At 67.2% G+C, this 14,834-nt stretch carries 12 protein-coding genes; 8 read left to right on the top strand and 4 right to left on the bottom strand.

Annotated elements, in window-relative coordinates; translation table 11 throughout:
• Positions 1-18: 18 nt before the first annotated feature.
• Positions 19-954 carry a retropepsin-like aspartic protease gene (locus N5D91_RS08285; RefSeq protein WP_180854006.1) on the bottom strand — a complete coding sequence of 312 codons (936 nt, stop codon included), beginning with the start codon at positions 952-954 and terminating at the stop codon, positions 19-21.
• A 106-nt stretch (positions 955-1,060) separates the two neighbouring features.
• On the opposite strand from N5D91_RS08285, the gene N5D91_RS08280 reads away from it, so the two are divergent.
• From N5D91_RS08280 to N5D91_RS08245, 8 genes are all read left to right on the top strand, one after another.
• Positions 1,061-1,768 carry a response regulator transcription factor gene (locus N5D91_RS08280; RefSeq protein ID WP_097048632.1) on the top strand — a complete coding sequence of 236 codons (708 nt, stop codon included), beginning with the start codon at positions 1,061-1,063 and terminating at the stop codon, positions 1,766-1,768.
• Between the two features lie 32 nt (positions 1,769-1,800).
• Entirely contained in the window at positions 1,801-3,099 is a 1,299-nt protein-coding gene (locus N5D91_RS08275; RefSeq protein ID WP_180854027.1) for an ATP-binding protein, read from the top strand.
• A gap of 72 nt (positions 3,100-3,171) precedes the next feature.
• Positions 3,172-3,672, top strand: coding sequence for a MarR family transcriptional regulator (locus N5D91_RS08270; protein WP_110713900.1), 501 nt, complete (start codon positions 3,172-3,174; stop codon positions 3,670-3,672).
• Positions 3,669-4,409 carry a DNA alkylation repair protein gene (locus N5D91_RS08265; protein ID WP_180854005.1) on the top strand — a complete coding sequence of 247 codons (741 nt, stop codon included), beginning with the start codon at positions 3,669-3,671 and terminating at the stop codon, positions 4,407-4,409. The genes N5D91_RS08270 and N5D91_RS08265 overlap by 4 nt, the downstream gene beginning before the upstream one ends.
• Before the next feature lie 54 nt (positions 4,410-4,463).
• Positions 4,464-4,802: a DUF6616 family protein gene (locus N5D91_RS08260; RefSeq protein ID WP_180854004.1), complete on the top strand. Its 339-nt coding sequence runs from the start codon at positions 4,464-4,466 to the stop codon at positions 4,800-4,802.
• 112 nt (positions 4,803-4,914) lie between these two features.
• Positions 4,915-5,172, top strand: coding sequence for a hypothetical protein (locus N5D91_RS08255; RefSeq protein WP_180854003.1), 258 nt, complete (start codon positions 4,915-4,917; stop codon positions 5,170-5,172).
• 295 nt (positions 5,173-5,467) lie between these two features.
• On the top strand, positions 5,468-6,541 hold the full coding sequence (locus N5D91_RS08250) for a 3-deoxy-7-phosphoheptulonate synthase (RefSeq protein ID WP_071227875.1): 1,074 nt from the start codon (positions 5,468-5,470) through the stop codon (positions 6,539-6,541).
• A gap of 452 nt (positions 6,542-6,993) precedes the next feature.
• Positions 6,994-7,305, top strand: a complete 312-nt coding sequence (locus tag N5D91_RS08245) for a DUF5076 domain-containing protein (protein WP_080356512.1) — start codon at positions 6,994-6,996, stop codon at positions 7,303-7,305.
• Between the two features lie 43 nt (positions 7,306-7,348).
• Here N5D91_RS08245 and N5D91_RS08240 read toward each other — a convergent pair whose 3' ends face one another.
• The 3 genes from N5D91_RS08240 to N5D91_RS08230 are packed head-to-tail and all read right to left on the bottom strand — an operon-like array spanning position 7,349 to position 14,645.
• Positions 7,349-10,408 (bottom strand): efflux RND transporter permease subunit, encoded by a 3,060-nt coding sequence (locus tag N5D91_RS08240; protein WP_180854002.1) that lies wholly within the window; start codon positions 10,406-10,408, stop codon positions 7,349-7,351.
• Complete coding sequence (locus tag N5D91_RS08235) at positions 10,405-13,482, bottom strand: multidrug efflux RND transporter permease subunit (protein WP_180854001.1); 3,078 nt, start codon at positions 13,480-13,482, stop codon at positions 10,405-10,407. Before N5D91_RS08235 ends, N5D91_RS08240 begins: the two co-directional genes overlap by 4 nt.
• Positions 13,479-14,645 (bottom strand): MdtA/MuxA family multidrug efflux RND transporter periplasmic adaptor subunit, encoded by a 1,167-nt coding sequence (locus N5D91_RS08230; protein WP_012512239.1) that lies wholly within the window; start codon positions 14,643-14,645, stop codon positions 13,479-13,481. The genes N5D91_RS08235 and N5D91_RS08230 overlap by 4 nt, the downstream gene beginning before the upstream one ends.
• Positions 14,646-14,834: the final 189 nt, after the last annotated feature.

Below are 14,834 nucleotides of genomic sequence, written 5' to 3'. Positions count from 1 at the left end.
GCAGGCGCCGGCCGCTGCTCAGTTGGCCGGCCGACGCAGGCAGATCCGTGCGGCGCCGGCACCGATGTCCACCTGGCCGCCGCGCATTGCATCGGCACCGAGGATCAGCGCCGGCCGTGCCTCCAGGCCAATGGCCTTGAATACCGGCAGCTCGCTGATCCGTACTTCCATCGGGGGATGTCGCCAGCCAGCGCTGGTCATGCTGGGCAGGGTGTACAGCCAGGTGGCCTGGCTTCCGCCACCCAGGCCTTCAGTGCCTTTCCCGCGAACACGCACGCGCTGGTCGCTGCCGTCGGTACGCACGCCCAATGCGCGTGCGGCTTCGGCATTGAGCACGGTCTGCGCCGCGCCGGTATCGACCACGGTGATGGCTTCCACACCGGCATCACCCAGTGCCACCGTGATGAAACCGAAGTGGCGCAATCCAGCCTTGCGATCCGGCAGCGCGTTGGCCTGGCACCCGTTTCCATCCAGCGCGAGCCGGCCCGGGGTCCACAGCGCGAGCTCTTGGCGGCCGAAGTCCCAGCGGGTATCCCAGCGTCCGGTCAGGTCATTGCCGACCAGGCCATCAATGACCGCCTCATCATCCTTCGCCAACGAGGACAGATCGGCCTGAACGCCACTGGCCTGCAGCTGCCAGCTGCCCAGCCGCCAGGACGTGCTGCGCATCCGTCGCAGCTGGGCCGTCTTCGCACTGGCACCCTGCGCATGCGACACCGCTGCATCGGCGTCCTCCAGACCATAGCGCCGGGTCACGCGGTCATCCACCAGGGTCGCACCGGCTGCACTGTCGACCACGAAGCGCAACGGCTCCGCACGCCCGTCCAGCGAGACGGCCACGGCCGGATGCCCGCCCTGCATCCACATCGGCAACACGTGTTCGGGGGCATCGCCTGCCAGCACAGGCAGCGGGAGGGCAAGCAGGGGAAGCAGGGGAAGCAGGGTGAGGCGCAAGGGCCATCTCCGTAGTGATCGATGACGACCATTGGCGCGCCCTGGCGTATCGCGGGAATATCGGCGCTGATACCGTCCTGATACACAACGGCCCGATACTGACCCCATGAACGCTCCCGCCCGGGTCATCGTTGTCGATGACGACGCCAGCATCCGTGATGCCATCGCCGACTGCCTGCAGCTGCATGGCTACGATGTGCGGGTGGCGGGCGGTGCGGCAGCGTTGGATGTGCTGCTGCAGGCCGAGCGCCCGGACGTGATCATCCTCGACTGGATGATGCCCGGCGAGGATGGCCTGTCGGTCTGCCGCCGGCTGCAGGCGCGGGCGATCCCGATCCTGATGCTGTCGGCGATGGGCAGCGCGCCGGACCGGGTGATCGGTCTGGAGATGGGGGCAGACGACTACCTGGCCAAACCGTTTGATCCGCGTGAGCTGCTGGCACGGGTGCGGGCGCTGTTGCGCCGCCAGCACAAGCTGCGTGAGCAGGTGGCCAACGAGCTGCGCTTTTCTGGATGGCGGTTGCTTCCTGGGCAGCGCCGCCTGATCACGCCGGATGGCGCTGAGCTGGCCTTGAGCCGTGGTGAATTCTCCCTGCTGCTGGTGCTGGCCGAGCGCCCCGGGCGGGTGCTCGGCCGCGAGCAGTTGCTGCAGCTGATGCACGGCGAACCCAGCGACAGCGTCGATCGTGCCATCGATCTGGCGATCAGCCGGTTGCGCCGCAAGCTGGGACACGCTGTGCCCGGCGCTGAAACCCTGGTGCAGACACTGCGCGGGGAAGGCTATCGCTTCGGTACCGAGGTCCAGGTGCTGTGAATACGCGCTGGTCCACTGCGCGCTGGATCGCGGTGCTGGCCCTGGCCAGCCTGTTGCTGGCCACCCTGGTCAGCGTCGCGGTGGTGGGCTGGATGCCACGCCCCGCGCCGCCGCCGATGCGGTTGGACCAGGCCACGCAGGTGCTGCGGGGGGAACAGGCGCCGGCGTCGCTGGGCCTGCATCTGGCGACGCAGGCAGCGCCGCCGCAAGGCAGCGCCAGCGACTGGCTTACGCAGCTGGCGGCGCTGCAGCTGGGCTCGCCGGTGGAGGATGTTCGGCTGGTATGGAGTGGACAAGGCAAGGCGCCCGATGTGCAGATCATCGAAGGTGGCGCGGTGCTGGATGCCACGGCGCGGGCCGGCGTACTGAAGGCGCAGTCAGCAGTGCTGACCGCCATGCAATGGCCGCCGTTCGAACTGGGCGTGCGCCAGGCCGATGGCCGTTGGCGGGTGGTGGGCAGCGATCACAGCGATCTGGCGGCCTGGCGCCGCCAGGTGGTGCTTGCCCTGCTGGGCGGTGCCGTACTGCTGGCGCCGTTGGCAGCATGGGCGTCAATCCGCTTGGGGCGCCCGTTGCGACGCTTGGCCGAAGCCAGTGCACGTGTGGATCTGCAGGCCGACACACCCTTGCCGGATGACGGCCCGCGCGAAGTGCAGGTGCTGGCTGCGGCGATCAGCGCGGGTCGTGGGCGGCTGCGCGAACAGGCACAGGACATGACCCGCATGCTGGCTGCTGTAGCGCACGACCTGCGCACGCCGCTGACCGGCCTGCGCCTGCGTGCGGAGTTCGCACCACCGGCACAGGCCGCACGGATGGTGGCCGACATCGAACGCATGGATACGATGATCGAGCAGGTGCTCGACTACGCACGCGGCGAACTGCAACCGCTGGAGTTGCGGCGGCTTGACCTGGCGGCGTTGCTGGAAGAGTGCGTGCAGAGTGCTCTCCTGCGCGGCATCGAAATCTCCGCCGAGGGACCGGACGTGCTGCCTTGGCAGGGCGATGCGCTCCTGCTGCGGCGGGCGATCGACAACCTCATCGACAACGCCGCTCGCTATGCCGGCGCAGTGGAACTGCGGGTCGCGGTGGTGGGGCGCAGGGCGCAGCTGGATGTGATGGACCGCGGACCGGGCATCGCCGAGGGCGACCGTGTACGCCTGCTGCAACCGTTCCAGCGCAGCGAGAGTTCGCGCAGTCGCGCCACCGGCGGAGCGGGACTTGGGCTGGCAGTGGCGGCCAACGTGGCACGGCGGCATGCAGGCGAACTGCAGCTGCTGCAACGTGATGGCGGTGGATTGATCGCCCGCCTGCTGCTGGGGACGGCTCCCTGACAGCACGTACGGATTGACGCGGCCCCGCCCTTTCGATTTATGATTAGGCGCCTAATCATATCGGTATGGATGATGATCGAAGCCAAGCACAATGCCCTGCTGGAAGAGGCGCTGCGACGCGGCCATGCCAATGTCGCGCAGCTGCGCCTGTGCTTCCAGCTGCTGTCGTTGTCGTCGTCCATCGACCACGATTGCGCCACCCGGCTGGCGCCACATGGGCTCAGCGAAGGGCGCTTCATCGTGCTGTTCCTGCTGCACGGCGCCGGTGGCACGCTGCCGCCCCATGAGCTTGCCGAGCGCGCTGGCGTCACCCGCGCCACCATCAGCGGCCTCCTCGATGGCCTGCAGCGCGAAGGCCAGCTGCAGCGGCGCAGCGATCCCGAAGATGGCCGTCGTCTCCAGATCGTGTTGACCGCACAGGGAAAACGCTTGGCCGAGACGCTGTTCGATCAGCACACGCAGTGGATCGGTGGCCTGTTCAATGGTCTGGACACCGATGAACAGCAGCAGCTGTCGCGGTTGCTGCACAAGGTCTGGCAGCACACCGATGCTGGACGAGAGCCCGCAGCATGAGCCCGGCGATTGCGGCGGAACGGCTGCATGAACTCAACACCGGCAACGTCCCCGCCACCCATCTGGGCGAATGCCTGGCAGTGGATTTCGCCGCACTGCTGCAGGTGGTGGCGACTGCGCTTGCACCGGAAGCGCTGCAGCGCATGCGGGATGCCTCAGGCAAGGGCATCACGCTGCGCATGGCCTTGGCCGCGCAACTGCTGCGTGAGGCGGGGCAGGGCGAGCCTCTGCTCTGGCAGCATCACCGCTCCGATACCGTGCGCGGCTGGGCCTGCTACCTGATCGGCAGCGATGCCCGCGCAACGTTGGCAGAGAAGCTGCAGCAGATGCGCACGCTGGCCGATGACCCACACTTCGGTGTGCGCGAATGGGCGTGGCTGGCGCTACGCACGGACATCGTTGCCGCGCCGATGCAGGCGCTTGAGTACCTGCAACCGTGGACGCTGGAAGCGTCGCCGTACTTGCGTCGCTTTGCCTGTGAAGCACTGCGTCCGCGCGGTGTCTGGGCCACGCATATCGCGCTGTTCAAGCAGCACCCGGAGCATGCTTCCGCGCTGCTGGAAGCACTGGCTGACGACCCGGAACGCTACGTGCAGGACTCGGTCGGCAACTGGCTCAATGACGCCGGCAAGACTCGGCCGCAGTGGCTGCGCGAGCTGTGCACGCGTTGGCAGCACGAGCGCCACAGCGACGCCAACACCTACATCCGCAAACGCGCACTGCGCTCGTTCCGGTAGTGCCGGCCGCTGGCCGGCAACCCCGCAACCTCGTAAACCTCAAGGAAGAACCTCATGTCCCATACCTTCATCGAGCTCTACACCGCCACACCTGCCTGGACCGCACTCCCGCCCGAGCAGCGGAATGCCTTCTTCGCTCGTATCGGAGCCGGCATGCAGCAGTTCGATCCAGCCCGCATCACGCCGCTGGCGATGGGCCGCATTGCCACGGACGTACCGCACGGCAGCGATGAGCAGTTCTATGCGGTCTGGCGCTGCGCCAGCCGCGAGGAGGTCGATGCGCTGGTCGCCGGCATTGCCGCGACCGGCTGGCATGCGTACTTCACCACTACCCATGCGACAGGCGCGGTGGACAGCATGGACCAGCACCTGGCCGACCTGGCGGGGTTGTAGCGGCGTGGCAGACGCCGACAGATCCCGGTCCTCGGCATGAGTGGCACATGCGCCTGTCACCCAGACACGGTAAACAGGACATTGCCCATGTCCATCCGCAGGGAAGTCGATCATGCAGAGCACGCTCCAGGTCACGCTGTTCGGCCCTCTTGGCGACAGCCCGGCGTTGCAGTTGCCGGGGCTGGAAGGGCCGTCGGTGGCCATCCCGGAATCGGTCCTGCGGCAGTTGGTCTCCGACCTCTACACCGCGCGTTCCCTGCTTAATCCCGAGCAGCTGGACGAGGCCAGGCTGGAGCTGGACCGCGTGCTGGAGCGCTGGGCCGACATCCATGAGGGCCTGCTGCTGGACGTGGAAGTGCATGGCAAATGAGCAACATTGCGTGGCTGCTGCCGCGTAGGCAGGGCTGGCGCGCACCTCGCTGAACCGCGTCCCCAGTTGCGGATGAAACATTTTGCACTGCGCAAAAGCTGTGCTATCAATAGATCCCATGAACGCAGCCGCCACCCGCTTTTACTGGTATTACTTTCCGAAGCCACTGGCGGAGGAAGGACTGCGCTCACCCTGAAGAAAGCTTCAGACGCATTCCCGAAAGCCGCCAGCGAACCTGGCGGCTTTTTTCATGCCGCCACGCTGGGGACCCCCAACGTTCCGGAGATCTCCTGCAATGCCCCCGCACACCGACGACCTGCGTATCCGCACCATCGAACCGCTGACACCGCCCGCGCAGCTGCTGGCGATGCTGCCCTGTGACGATGAAGCCTCCGACACCGTCAGCGCCTCGCGCGCGGCCCTGCACCAGATCCTGCATGGCCGTGACGACCGCCTGGCAGTGGTGGTGGGCCCATGCTCGATCCACGACCCGAAGGCCGCCATCGAGTACGCCCAGCGCCTGAAGCCGCTGCGTGACGCGCTGGCCGGGGAACTTGAAATCGTCATGCGCGTGTACTTCGAGAAGCCGCGCACCACGGTGGGCTGGAAGGGCCTGATCAACGACCCGGACCTGGACGGCAGCTTCAAGATCGACAAGGGCCTGCGCATCGCCCGCGGCCTGCTGCGCGACATCAACAAGCTCGGCCTGCCGGCCGGTGTCGAGTTCCTCGACGTGATCTCGCCGCAGTACATCGCCGACCTGGTGGCATGGGGCGCGATCGGCGCACGCACCACCGAAAGCCAGGTGCATCGCGAGCTGGCCTCGGGGCTGTCGTGCCCGGTCGGCTTCAAGAACGGCACCGATGGCAACGTGAAGATCGCCGCTGACGCGGTGGGTGCCGCGTCCAATCCGCATCACTTCCTGTCGGTCACCAAGCAGGGCGGTACCGCCATCGTGTCGACCACCGGCAACCCGGATTGCCATGTGATCCTGCGCGGCGGCAAGCAGCCGAACTACGACGCAGGCAGTGTTGCCGAGGCCTGCCAGGTGCTGGCCAAGGCCAAGCTGCCGACGCGTCTGATGATCGACGCCAGCCATGCCAACAGCCTGAAGAACCCGGAGAACCAGCCGAAGGTGATCGACGACATCGCCGTTCAGCTGGAAGACGGCGAACAGCGCATCGTTGGCGTGATGATCGAGAGCCATCTGGTCGGTGGCCGCCAGGAACTGGTGGAAGGCCAGCCGCTGGTCTATGGGCAGAGCATCACCGATGGCTGCATCGACTGGGACACCACCGTGACGGTGCTGGAGCGACTGGCTGCGGCCGTGCGCGCCCGTCGCGACGTGAAGGTGTCCGAAGCAGCTTGATGGAAGCCGCCTGAGTGCGGCACGTGTGTGGATGGCGGCCAGCGCCTGCGGGGGTGCGGCCGCGATCAGGGCCGGTCGGAGTTGGAGACCGGCCCATCTGCACCGGCGATGCGCCTGGCGCTGCGCATGAGCGACAGCGCCAGGTACATCGCCGGGGTGGCAGTAGATCCACGCCATGCGTGGACGATTCGCCGTCCCCGGCAATGACGGCTACGACCCGCTGGAGGCCACATTTGTCGCGGGCCCGTCGGGTCGCACCCGGCACGCCAAGTGGTCCAGTCCGCACAGTGCGATGATCCGCCTTGGACACGTAGAGTCGAGCTTGCTCGACTGCGGAAAAACGTGCACCAACGGCAGTCGAGCAAGCTCGACTCTACTCAAGGTCCGCAGTAGATCCACGCCATGTATGGATGTGGGCCACAATGCGATCACTTCTCCTTGCGGCTGCCGCCATGAAAGAACTGATCATCCCTGAAGCTGCCCAACGCGACGAATCTTCGGTCGAGATGATTCGCGTGTGGATCGCTGAGCGCGGGCTGCATGCATCATTGAAAGTGGGGCTGTACGAGGATCGCCCCGACATCCGCGAAGAACGTGCCTGGGGGCGAATTCTTGCAGATGTTGCCCAGCACGTTGCCGACGCGCTGGTGACCAGTGAGGGCATGGACCGTGACGTGGTGGTCGAGGCCATCAAGGCAGCCTTCAACGAGGAGCTGCAGGCGCCATCCAGCGGCCGGTCCGGCGGGTTCGTCGTGCGGCATTGACGGTAGATCCACGCCACGCGTGGATGAATTCCCCGCCCCACCTTCACCGCTTCGCCCGAATCCTCGCCAACGCCAGATACATCGCCGGGGTCGTGTACAGCGTCAACCATTGGCTGACCAGCAAGCCGCCGACAATCGCAATGCCCAGCGGTTGCCGCAGCTCCCAGCCTTCGCCGTTGGCCAGCATCAGCGGCAGCGTGCCGAGCAGCGCCGCCAGCGAGGTCATCAGGATCGGCCGCAGGCGCAACCGCGCGGCTTCCATCACTGAATCCTGCGCGCTCAGCCCGCGCCGCTCGCCGGCCAGCGCGAAGTCCACCAGCAGGATGGTGTTCTTCATCACCACACCGACCAGCAGGAACAGACCGAGCAGCGCGATCAGGTTCAGTTCGTTGCCGAACAGCCACAGCGCCAGCAGCGCGCCGACACCGGCCGAAGGCAGGGTGGACAGGATCACCAGCGGCTGCAGGAAGCTCTCGTAGAGGATGCCCAGCACCAGGTAGACCGCCAGCGTGGCGCCCAGCACCAGCCATAGCTGGCGCGCGCGCAGCTGATCCAGCCCGCCGGCTTCACCGGACAGTTTTCCCTGGACCGAACGCGGCAGCATCAGTTTCGACATCGCACCATCGATCGCCTGCGTGGCCTGTTCCAGGCCCACCCCCGATGCCAGCGCGAACTCGATCCAGATCGAGGCGAACTGCTCGCTGTGGTACACCCGGTCCGGTACCATGCCATAGCGCCAGCTGGCGATGCTCGACAGCGGAATGCGCTGGCCGTTGCCATCGATCACCTGCAGTCGTGACAGCGTGCCCGGGTCCTGGGTGTGCTTCGGGTCCAGCTCCATCACCACGCGGTACTGGTTGAGGCTGTCGTATAGCGTGGCGACCTGGCGCTGGCTGAAGGAGTTGTTGAGCATGTTGGCCACCGTGCGCAGGTCCACGCCGTGGCGCGCGGCTGCTTCGCGGTCGATATCCAGCACCACCTGGCGCATGCCCGCTTCACCCTGTGCTTCCACGTCAACCAGTTCGGGCAGGCCACGCAGCGCGGCCGCCACCTTCGGCGCCCATTCGCGCAGTGGTGCTGTATCGGCCGACAGCAGCTGGAACTCGTACTTGCCACTGCTGCCGGCGCCCTCCAGGCGGATGTCCTGGTCCACCCACAGATAGAGATTGCCGCCGGGCAGCTTGGGCAGCCGCGCGCGCAGGCGGTCGATCACCTGCTGGCTGGACACCTTGCGCTCGGCCATCGGCTTCATCTTGATCATGATGAAGGCGTTGTTGACCCCGTTGCTGCCACCGATGTAGCCGATGATTTCCTCGATGGCCGGATCGGACAGCAACAGCTTCCTGTACGCATCGATCTTCGGTTGCATGGCCTGGAAGGACAGGCCGTCATCGCCGCGCGCGAAGCCGCGCAGCTGCGCGGTGTCCTGCTTGGGCACGATGCCCTTGGGCACCTGCTGGAACAGCCACGTGTTAAGCGCGATGACTGCAACGAAGGCCAGCAACGGCCAGCGCAGCCGGCGCAGGCTGGCCTGAAGCGTGCGCAGGTAGGCGCTGCGCACACGTTCGAACAGCGCATTGCTGCCCCGCTGCCAGCGCGAGGGTTGCTGCGCGGCATCCACGAACAATCGTGCACACAGCATCGGCACCAGGCTCAGCGCGACCAGCACGGAGACCGTCATGGCCGCCACAAGGGTCAACGAGAATTCGCGGAACAGGCGTTCGACGAAGTCGTCCAGGAACAGGATGGAGACGAACACCACGGCCAGTGCAACGTTCATCGACAGCAGCGTGGCACCGACTTCCGATGCACCCCGTACTGCCGCCTGCCAGCGGTCGGCGCCCAGTTCGCGATGGCGGGCGATGTTCTCCAGCACCACGATGGCATCGTCCACCACCAGCACCGCCGCGACAATCAACGCCATCAGCGAGAGCGTGTTGAGCGAGAAGCCCATCAGCGCGATCAGCGCCAGCGTACCGAACAGCACCACCGGAATCGCCACGCTGGGCACCAGCGCTGCACGCCAGTGGCCGAGGAAGCCGAGCACCACCAGCACCACCAGCACGATCGCCAGCACCAGCGTGAGCTCTGCTTCGTGCAGGGTGGCGCGGATCACCGGCGAGCGGTCCATCACCAGCCGCATGTCCACGCTGGAGGGCAACAGCGCATGCAGTTGCGGTAGCTGCGCCTGGATGGCATCAACGGTGGCGATGATGTTGGCGCCGGGTTGGCGGCTGACGATCAGCAGCACGGCGGGGCGTTCGTTGTGGAAGCCGCTGGCGTAACGGTCTTCCACGCCATCGGCAACGGCGGCGACATCGCCCAGCCGCAGCGTGCGGTCGTCGCTGACCTTCAATGCCAGTTCGCGGTACTGCGCGGCCTGGCGCAGCTGCAGCGGCGCTTCCAGCTGCCACTGCTGGCGGTCATCGCCCACGGCACCCAGCGGGCGCATGGCGTTGGCGCGGCCGATGGCCTGGGCCACGTCCTCCAGCGCCAGGCCTGCATGGTTCAGTGCATTCGGGTCCAGCGATACACGCACGGCGGGCAAGGCGCTGCCGCCCACCTGCACTTCGCCCACGCCCGGTACCTGCGACAGCTTCTGCGCCAGCACGGTGGAGGCCAGATCATACAGCTGGCCTGGCGAACGCGTGTCCGAGGTCAGTGCCAGCGCCAGGATCGGTGCCTGTGAGGGATTGACCTTGCGGTACTGCGGCATGCCGGGCATGCCACTGGGCAACTGCCCGCGTGCAAGATTGATGGCGGCCTGCACTTCACGCGCTGCCTCATCGATGTCGCGGCCGAGTACGAACTTCAGTTCGATCTGGGTCTGGCCCTGGGTGCTGGCCGAGTCGATGCGTGAGATGCCGGGCAGGCTGCCCAGTGCGCGCTCCAGCGGCGTGGCGACGGTGGCTGCCATCGACTCGGGCGAGGCGCCGGGCAGGCTGGCACTGACTTCAATGGCCGGGTAATCGACCTGTGGCAGCGGCGCCACCGGCAACAGGCGCAATGCCAGCAGGCCGGCCAGCACCAGCGCCACCGCCAGCAGGATCGTCGCTACCGGGCGCTGCACGCAGGCCTGCGCCAGGCGCGCGATGGGGGTCACGCGCTCGCCTCGTCAACGGCCACCGGGGACGTCGCACGGCCACGCTGCAGGCGATCAAAGGCCAGGTAGATCACCGGCGTGGTGAACAGGGTCAGTACCTGGCTGACCAGCAGCCCCCCCACCATCACCCAGCCCAGTGGCTGCCGCAGCTCGGCGCCGGAACCGCTGGCCAGCATCAGCGGCACTGCGCCGAACAGCGCGGCCAGCGTGGTCATCAGGATCGGCCGGAAGCGCAGCAGCGCGGCCTGATGGATCGCCTCGCGCGGTGACATGCCGCGTGTGCGCTGCGCGTCCAGCGCGAAGTCGATCATCATGATCGCGTTCTTCTTCACCAGGCCGATCAGCAGCACGATGCCGATCACCGCGATCAGGTCCAGGCTGCGTCCGCTTACCCACAGTGCCGCCAACGCACCGACGGTGGCCGAGGGCAGGGTGGAGAGGATGGTGATGGGGTGGATGAAGCTCTCGTAGAGCACGCCCAGCACGATGTACATCACCACCACCGCGGCCAGGATCAGCCACAGTGTGGACGACAGCGAGCTGCTGAAGGCCGCTGCGGCACCCTGCAGGCGAAGTTCGATGCTCTGCGGCAGGTTCACCTGTGCGCGCGCGGCGTGCACAGCCTCCACCGCTTCGCCCAGCGAAGCACCCGGGGCAAGGTTGAACGACAGCGTGGCCGCCGGGAACTGGCCCACGTGATTGCGTAGCAGTGCGGACGGACCCACCTCTACCCGCGCCACCGCACCCAGCGGCACGGTCTGCCCACTGCTGCTGCGCACACGCAGGCCCGTGATCGCCTCCGGCCCGGGCTGTCGTGAAGGATCGGCCTCCAGCACCACCCGGTACTGGCTGGCCTGGGTGAAGATGGTCGAAATCTGGCGCTGCCCATAGGCGTCGTACAGCGCATCGGCTACTGCTTCCACGCTCACGCCCAGGCGCGCCGCCGCATCGCGGTCGATCGCCACGCGCGCCTGCCGGCCCTGCATCTGCAGATCGCTGGCGACATCGCGCAGTGCAGGTTGCTGGCGTAGCGCCTGCAGCAGCTTCGGGGTCCAGCGTTCCAGTGTTTCAAGATCCGGCGTGGTCAGGGTGAACTGGTACTGGGTGCGGCTGATGCGGTCTTCGATGCCCAGCTCCTGTACCGGCTGCAGGTACAGGGTGATGCCGGGGATCTTCGACACGCGCTGTTGCAGGCGCGCCATCACCACGGCGGCGCCATCGCGGTCGCCGTGCGGTTTCAGCTCGATCAGCAGGCGGCCGGTATTGAGCGTGGCATTGTTGCCGTCCACGCCGATGTAGGACGAGACGCTGGCCACCGCCTCGTCGGCTTCGATGGCCGCCGCCAGCGCCTGCTGGCGCTCGCGCATGGCCTGGAACGAGATCGCCTGCGGCGCTTCGCTGATGCCCTGCACCAGGCCGGCATCCTGCACCGGGAAGAAACCCTTGGGCACGGCGAAGTACAGCGCCACGGTCAGTGCGAGGGTGGCAACGGTGGCCAGCAGCATCAGCGGCTGGCGCTGCAGCACCCAGCGCAGCTGGCGGTCGTAGAGGCCGATGACGCGGTCGAAGACATCGGGCGCATGTGCAGTCTTCGCGTGCGGCTTCAGGAACCGCGCGCACAGCATCGGCGTCAGCGTCAGCGAGACCACCAGCGAAATGCCGATGGCTACAGCCAGTGTCACTGCGAACTCATGGAACAGTGCACCCACCAGGTCGGCCATGAACAGCAGCGGGATCAGCACCGCGATCAGCGAAACAGTCAGCGACACCAGGGTGAAGCCGATCTCGGCTGCGCCTTTCAGCGCTGCATCGCGGGGGCTTTCGCCTTCCTCCAGATGGCGGGCGATGTTCTCCAGCATCACGATGGCATCGTCCACCACGAAGCCGGTGGCGATGGTCAGCGCCATCAGCGTGAGGTTGTTGAGCGAATAGCCGGCCAGCAGCATCACCGCGAAGGTGCCGATGAGCGACAGCGGCACCGCGACGCTGGGAATGAGCGTGGCCGGCAGATTGCGCAGGAACACCCAGGTGACCAGCACCACCAGGCCGATGGCCAGTACCAGTTCTTTCTGCACGCCGCGCACCGACGCGCGGATCGATTCGGTGCGGTCGCTCAGTACATTCATCTGCACGCCGGCGGGCAGCGTGGCCTGCAGCTGCGGCAGCAGCGTACGCACCTGCTCGACCACGGCGATCACGTTGGCGCCGGGCTGGCGCTGGATGTTCACCAGCACTGCCGGCGTGGTACCGCTCCACGCAGCCAACTGGCGGTTCTCGGCGCCATCGGCAATGGTGGCTACATCGCCCAGCCGCAGCGGCGCGCCGTCGCGCCAGGCCAGTACCAGGGCACGGTACTCATCCACGCTGCGCATCTGATCGTTGGCATCGAGCATCACCGCGCGGATCGGGCCATCGAAACTGCCCTTGGGCAGGTTGACGTTGGCGGCGGCGATGGCGGTGCGGATGTGGTCCATGCCCAGGTTGTTGGCGGCCAGCGCCGCTGGATTGACCTGGATGCGCACCGCCGGGCGCTGGCCACCGGCCAGGCTGACCAGGCCGACGCCGGGCAACTGCGCCAGGCGCTGGGCGATGCGCGTATCCACCAGATCGTGCACCTGCGGCAGCGACAGGCCTTGCGAGGTCACCGCCAAGGTCAGGATGGGGGTGTCGGCCGGGTTGACCTTGCGGTACACCGGCGGCACCGGCAGGTCCCCGGGCAGGAAGCTGCCCGCCGCGTTGATGGCGGCCTGCACGTCCTGCTCGGCCACACCCAGCGACACCTCCAGCCCGAACTGCAGGGTAATGACCGAGGCGCCACCGGAACTGGTCGACGACAGTTGTTTCAGGCCGGGAATCTGGCCGAGCTGGCGCTCCAGCGGTGCGGTGATGGTGCGTGTGGTCAGTTCGGGGCTGGCCCCCGGATACAGCGTGGTGATCTGGATGATCGGGTAATCGACCTGCGGCAGCGCCGCCACCGGCAGCAGGCGATAGGCCAGCACGCCGGACAGCAGCAGCGCCACCATCAGGAGAGTCGTTGCGACCGGGCGCAGGATGAACGGGCGCGAGAGGTTCATGCGCCGGCCTTGGTCGCGGCCTCCTCGGTGATGATCTCCACCGCCGTGCCGTCTTCCAGCCCGTCGATGCCTTCGATCACCACCTTGTCCCCTGCGGCCAGCCCGGAGCGCACGGCCACGCGTCCATCATCGGCTGGACCGAGCACCACGGTGCGGCGCTGTGCCTTGCTGTCCTTGTCGACGATATGCACGTAGTTGCCCTGGCTGCCGAACTGCACGGCGGCATCGGGAATCAGCAGCGCGGGCTGCTCGCCCAGCTGCAGGCGGACGTTGACGAACTGGTTGGGGAACAGCGCCAGATCGTGGTTGTCGAAGTGCGCACGCAGTTTCAACGTGCCGGTGGTGGTATCGATGCGGTTGTCGACGCTGGACAGCGAGCCGCGGGCCAGCTGCCGGCGTTCTTCGCGGTCCCAGGTTTCCACCGCCAGTGCCGGTTGCGCCTGCACGGCATCGAGCAGCGCAGGCAGCTCGGGTTCGGGCACCGTGAACAGCACGCTGATCGGCGCGGTCTGCGCCAGCGTCACCAGGCCTTCGGCATCGCTGGCGCGCACCAGGTTGCCCACGTCCAAACGGCGCAGCCCGACGCGGCCACTGACCGGCGCGGTGATGCGGGTGTACTGCAGCTGCAGGCGCGCTTCATCAACAGACGCCTGATCGCTGAGGCGGCGGCCCTGCAGCTGGCGCACCTTGCTCTGCTGGTCGCTCAGTTCCTGCCCGGACACGTAGTTCTGCTTCTGCAGTTCGCGGTAGCGCTGCAGCTGGCGCTCGGCGTTTTCCAGCTCGGCCAGATTCTGCTGCTGGGTACCCTGCGCCTGTGCCAGCTTCACCTCATACGGGCGCGGGTCGATCTGCGCCAGCAGATCGCCGGCCTTCACCTGCTGGCCTTCCTGGAAATGCAGCCGCAGCAGTTCGCCATCCACGCGGCTGCGTACCACCACGCTGTGCAGCGGGGTGACCGTACCGACCGCCTTCAGGCGCAGCACCAGCGGCTCGGCGCTGGCGCGTGCCACGCGTACCGGCACCGTCTTGCCCGGCGCATCGTCGCTGCTGCCGGCACCATTCCGGGGCCACAGCCACCACGCCAGAACGGCGACGAGGGCGATGGCCAGCACCGCCCATAACAGGCGGGCACGACGGAAGCGGGAATTTTCGGCGACAGACATGGGGCATCCTGCGCCCTGCGCGCGCAGGGACATGCGGGCCCGTCGGCGCGTTCACGGCACCACGGGCAGCGGGGAGGGAGTTGTCTGGCGGGGCCGCGGGCGCGGCGTGGCTGGATGCCGTCGCGGCAGCGACGGGGTGACAATGGTAGCCAATCACCCCGGCCAATGCCGCATGACCATGGTCATGCA

It is taken from the genome of Stenotrophomonas sp. GD03794 (assembly GCF_029842145.1).
In the GTDB taxonomy this organism is placed as follows: domain Bacteria; phylum Pseudomonadota; class Gammaproteobacteria; order Xanthomonadales; family Xanthomonadaceae; genus Stenotrophomonas; species Stenotrophomonas riyadhensis.
The sequence above is the reverse complement of the archived record's forward strand: the minus strand, read 5'-3'. Positions and strand labels throughout refer to the sequence as shown.